This is a genomic window from Pseudovibrio sp. POLY-S9, from assembly GCF_001431305.1.
In the GTDB taxonomy this organism is placed as follows: domain Bacteria; phylum Pseudomonadota; class Alphaproteobacteria; order Rhizobiales; family Stappiaceae; genus Pseudovibrio.
The window spans coordinates 397,902-402,616 of sequence record NZ_LCWX01000237.1; the positions used below are offsets into that span (position 1 = coordinate 397,902).

Annotated in this window: 4 protein-coding genes and 1 pseudogene; 2 read left to right on the forward strand and 3 right to left on the reverse strand. The window is 48.7% G+C overall.

Annotation, left to right across the window (positions count from 1 at the left end; genetic code table 11):
- Positions 1 to 541: 541 nt before the first annotated feature.
- Together PPL9_RS25780 and PPL9_RS25785 are read left to right on the forward strand one after the other, a co-directional pair.
- On the forward strand, positions 542 to 1,405 hold the full coding sequence (locus tag PPL9_RS25780; RefSeq protein ID WP_057465369.1) for a LysR family transcriptional regulator: 864 nt from the start codon (positions 542 to 544) through the stop codon (positions 1,403 to 1,405).
- A gap of 481 nt (positions 1,406 to 1,886) precedes the next feature.
- Positions 1,887 to 2,555: a peroxiredoxin-like family protein gene (locus tag PPL9_RS25785; protein ID WP_057465370.1), complete on the forward strand. Its 669-nt coding sequence runs from the start codon at positions 1,887 to 1,889 to the stop codon at positions 2,553 to 2,555.
- Between the two features lie 1,005 nt (positions 2,556 to 3,560).
- On the opposite strand, the gene PPL9_RS25795 is transcribed toward PPL9_RS25785, so the two are convergent.
- The 3 genes and pseudogenes from PPL9_RS25795 to PPL9_RS32555 all read right to left on the reverse strand — a co-directional run.
- Positions 3,561 to 3,758 carry an AAA family ATPase gene (locus PPL9_RS25795; RefSeq protein ID WP_057465372.1) on the reverse strand — a complete coding sequence of 66 codons (198 nt, stop codon included), beginning with the start codon at positions 3,756 to 3,758 and terminating at the stop codon, positions 3,561 to 3,563.
- Positions 3,759 to 3,834: 76 nt separating this feature from the next.
- A complete protein-coding gene (locus PPL9_RS25800) occupies positions 3,835 to 4,527 on the reverse strand; it encodes a methyltransferase domain-containing protein (RefSeq protein WP_057465373.1) in 693 nt (230 codons plus the stop codon).
- A pseudogene (locus PPL9_RS32555) lies at positions 4,524 to 4,715 on the reverse strand (DNA polymerase III subunit chi); the annotation flags it as partial. The gene PPL9_RS25800 and the pseudogene PPL9_RS32555, both read right to left, overlap by 4 nt.

Consider the following 4,715-nt stretch of genomic DNA (forward strand, 5'->3'; position numbering starts at 1 on the left):
ATTAGACTGGCGGTAAGCCCGGCAATTATCCCTGGACCGAGACTTGGGACTTTCTTAACGGGGCATTCCAATAAGACACTTTTCATTTCCGTTTTAGTGGCCTGAACATGAAACATTTTGTTTCTCCTTCGCAACCGATCTACTTGTCGACCAATATGTTGAGCAGGACCAAAGCGGTTCAGATGGCGTATCGTTTTATCCCGGAAGATGCTGAGATTTACGTCGCTAACACGACAGACTAGAAATCAAAGCGATCTCATAGTGCGACGTCCCTCGCAGAAGCAACCTATCGACAAAATAGCAGGGTGTCTGAGAGGGCAACGCCACCACCTTCTTAACTGTGAGAGTATCTGCGGGGAGCAGTGCTCATTCGAGTTCTCAGGAATGTTTAGGATAACCGGGCCGTGACAGGCCCAACTTGCCGACTTATGTTTTTGTTGTTCGCTGTGGTCCTGAATGGATCGGTTAAGGAATATATGGCAGTACTGGCACGCGTGATAAATCGGTTATCCGGTCAACGCACTATTGCTCAGGAGCAACAATGAAAGAGCTTGATGGGTTGATGGAGTTTTGCGCTGTCGTTGAAAACGGTGGTTTCAAAAGAGCTGCAGAGTCTCTTGATGTATCGACATCATTCATTAGCCGCCGAGTTTCCAATCTTGAAAATCGCTTGGGGGTGCTATTGCTGCACCGGACGACGCGTAGCGTGAATCTAACAGATATCGGGGAGCAATATTACCTGCGTTCAAAAGCGATATTGGCAGATATACACGCACTATCAGCTGACTTAGCTGAACAGCAAAACCTGGTAAAGGGGCGTATCCGAGTAGCCGCCGGAGGAATATTTGGCGAGACATGGGTGGCCAGTGCTCTTGCTGACTTTGCCAGATCGCACCCTGAGGTTGAACTTGACCTTGAAATAAGTGACCGGCCTGTAGACTTGGTCAGAGAAAAATTTGACCTCGCTATTCGTCATGGAATGCCATCAGACCCTGATTTGACAGTTAGCAGGATTGGAAGCCGACGGATGATGGTTTGTGCATCTCCTGATTATCTGAGAGAGCATGGAGAGCCAAACGAGCCGGAGGATCTGGTATCCCATTCTTGTTTAATAACACCCGGCTTGCGCTGGCTCTTTGCCAGGAATGACGACACGTTTGAAGTCCGGGTTTCTGGTCGTTGGGCCAGCAATAATGGGCGAGCACTGATGATTGCCGCATGTGCAGGTTTAGGATTCACGAGGCTCGCTGAAGGGTATCTGACCAGCGCATTAAAGTCAGGTGCTTTGGTTGCCGTCCTCAAGCCCTTTGAGATATCCCCCCAGGAGACCCTCTTGGTATATCCATCTCGTGCATTCCTTCCCTTCCGGGTACGCTCACTCGTGGAGCATTTGAAGAAATACTAAACTCAAACAGCCCCTTCCAGTTGCCCTTCATGAAGCTCACTTATTAAGCAGTCGTTTGAACCCACCGCATTCAAAAGCAATACAATGCTCCAGCAACTCAGGATCCCCTGAGATTATTGCTCCTGAGCAATAGTGCGTTGACCGAACACCCAGTTTATCACATGTGCCAGTGCTGCCATATTTCCCTCATCTGATCCATTCAGGACCAAAGCACACTAAATAATATTTGTCCGAAGGCTCAGGTCGCACTGTCCAACAAACGTTGTCACTACTGGAAAATATGACTTGATAAGCAGATCGCGAGTAATCGCTTTGCTCGCTTTCAGGCAATGGTGAAACGATCATCGGCTTGATCAATCTCGTGTCCTTCTCATCTTCATGTCTTGAATTGAGTCACAAGATAGCCCCGTTTTCCAGTCTTTAGTCATGCAGTGTTTGACTTGACCGATCATAATTCAACCAAGTAGAGGAAACATCTACAATGTCTTTACATGAAAAAATTGCGACCTTAAAAGCTCAAGTCGAAAAAAAACTGCCTCAGAAGACTCGCGATGTCATGGACCGAGCTACTGCAGATCTGGCGGTATCAGGCATTTTGAATGGCACTATTAAAGTTGGCGATACACTTCCTGGTTTCACCTTGCCCAATCAGAATGGCACACCAGTCAACTCTAACGAGTTGCTTAAGAACGGCCCATTGGTGATCAGTATTTTCCGAGGAGCGTGGTGCCCTTATTGCATGTTAGAGCTTGAAGCTCTGGAAGAAGTTTCACAGCAGTTCCAAGAAGCTGGCGCCAATATATTGATTATTTCGCCACAAACTCAAGCAGCTTCGCTCAAAACCAAAACCGAGAAAGATCTATCTTTCGATATCATTTCGGATCTTGGTAGTCTTTATACCAGCAAGCTCGGTCTCGTTTTCTCTCTACCTGAAGATCTGCGCAAGGTTTATAGAGGGATCGGTATCGACCTACCAAGTTTTAACGGAGATGGAAGTTGGGAACTCCCTATGCCGGCACGCCTGATTGTTAGCCAAACAGGCAAAGTCATGAACGCTGACATTAGTCCAGACTACACCAAACGTCCTGAGCCAGCAGACACTCTTCGAGAACTCCTTGATATGGCGAAGCAAGACCTAACCAACGCGTAGCCTGAAAGCGATTGGCGGCAAGCGATAGCAGCACGTGCCGCCACGTCTCACAGGATTGATTGCAGAACCTCCTGCCTGCTTAGTCACAACGCCGTGAGGACTTGAAAAGTCGATTATTTGCAATTGAATTGCTGATCTGGCGGCATACATAGGATTGATCAGTGTTGCTCTGGATTTCAGGGTATTTTAGTGACCTACTGAAAGGTATACTTGTATGAACACAATCACGGTGCCTAAATTTCCTTTGATCTGGTCTCTCTTTAGCTTGCGCTTGAGTATATCTATTGTGTTCATCCTCTGGACATTAAATAAATTCCTTAGCCCTGACTCGACAGCTAGGACTTTCGAAGCTTTCTATGGCTTTTCAGCTATGAGCGAGGCTCTCTCTTTTATACTCGGCGGAATACAAGCGCTCATCGTCATCTGCTTTCTCGTCGGGTTTAAGAAACGCCTTTCAATAGGCGCTCTTTTAATCATGCATATCGTATCGACGCTTGTATCTTACGAGCGATATCTCGATCCGTTCACAAGCCCCAACCTCCTTTTCTTCGCAGGATGGCCCATGTTAGCCGGACTTCTCACTCTCTATCTTCTACGTGACTACGATACTAAATTCTCAATAGAACGCGGCGCGATGACGTAACTCAACGACAACAGGGATATTAGATAACGGGGCGTAATACGGTTTATTTCCTGTGACCTGTTCCACATAATTTCCTCCATTTTATGATAGGATTCTGCCTAACATTTATGTGGGATATGAGGTGTTCGCGTTTTAGGATGAGCAGATCATCGGCATGATCAAGAAATGTAGGCGCCAAATCTCTATTAAGTCAATTTATGTACTTATAGTTCAATTTTTCACAAAACTGCAGCAAATCGCACATCAATACCGCACGAAAATTTATAGAACTCGCGATCGACTTACACTCTTCAGCTTCCCCTAAGCGAGCAAATAACTCCAAGAGGCTGGTTCGATTCTTAAGTTAAAAGACTAGTATAATTTTAACCTGCATTCTCCAAGTTGGAGTTCAGCTGCTCTGTGAAGCTTGCGATGGAGGGCTCATCTGAGAGTGCAACGCCCTGCTCTGCCAGGTCCCAATAAGGCTCCTGAGTGGCTTCATAGTTCAGGTGTTGATCGGCGAAGTCCTCTATGAGTGTTGTTTTGCCGCTGCCGTGGGTTCCAGTGATTGCAATCCTCATGCTGCCCCCTGAAGATAAAACGTCTCTCTCCGTGCTCGAAGTGAGGCGCTTGATTGTTCTCTACTGACACTCGGCTCTAACCCTTGCGTTTCAGCTCCAGCCAGATGTGGGGGATGTTGCGGCCATCGTCTTTGTGTTGGATGAAGGTTGTTCTTGAAGCCTCTTTAAAGCCGTCACCGTAATACACTGCAATCTCTTCATCCGTCAGTGGCCATGGCGGGCCAGAGCGGTCGCCGGTGCCATCATAGTACCGCCCGAGGATGATCAGCGAGCCGCCCGGTGCGACAAGGCTTTTGAGAGGTTTGACCACATCACCGCGCATTTCAATGCCGATGGCCTGCAGGGTAAAGCATTCGTAGACCAGATCGAATTTGCCAACCCAATCTGCTGGCGGGTTGAACAGGTCTGCACAACGGAACTCGATTTCACCAGATGGGAAGCGCTTTTGCGCCCATTCTATTGCTGTGGGCGCCACGTCGAAGGCCGAGGTTTCCCAGCCAGCTTCATGCAAAGCATTGGCGTTATCACCCAGTCCGCAGCCCACATCCAGCGCGGTGCGTCCCTCACCCTTGTTGTTTTCCAGCCATTCCACCAGCGGTGCTTTTGGCTTCAGCTCGGCCCACGGGATCTCGTTGGTGTCGCCATCGGCAGTGGTGTAGACTTGCTCAAACCAGCTTTTGCGGTTTTCCCAGCCACCACCATTTGCACCTTCCAGCGTATCCAGACGCGCACGCAGTTGTTTGCGATGATCTATATCGTCAGTGGTCATGCTTTCCGGTCCCATCCGCCATTGTCGGTCTGCGCCCAGTATGTGAGTTCGTGGTCGCCGTTTTTGACCTCAAGCCAGCGCTGCCGGGCTTCTTGCAAGGCATCCTGATCGTTGCCGTCGAACATATAAACGACGCGCTTGTACTGCGCCGGATCGGGCAGCGGTGCGCGGTCTACGAGAAAGCGGAC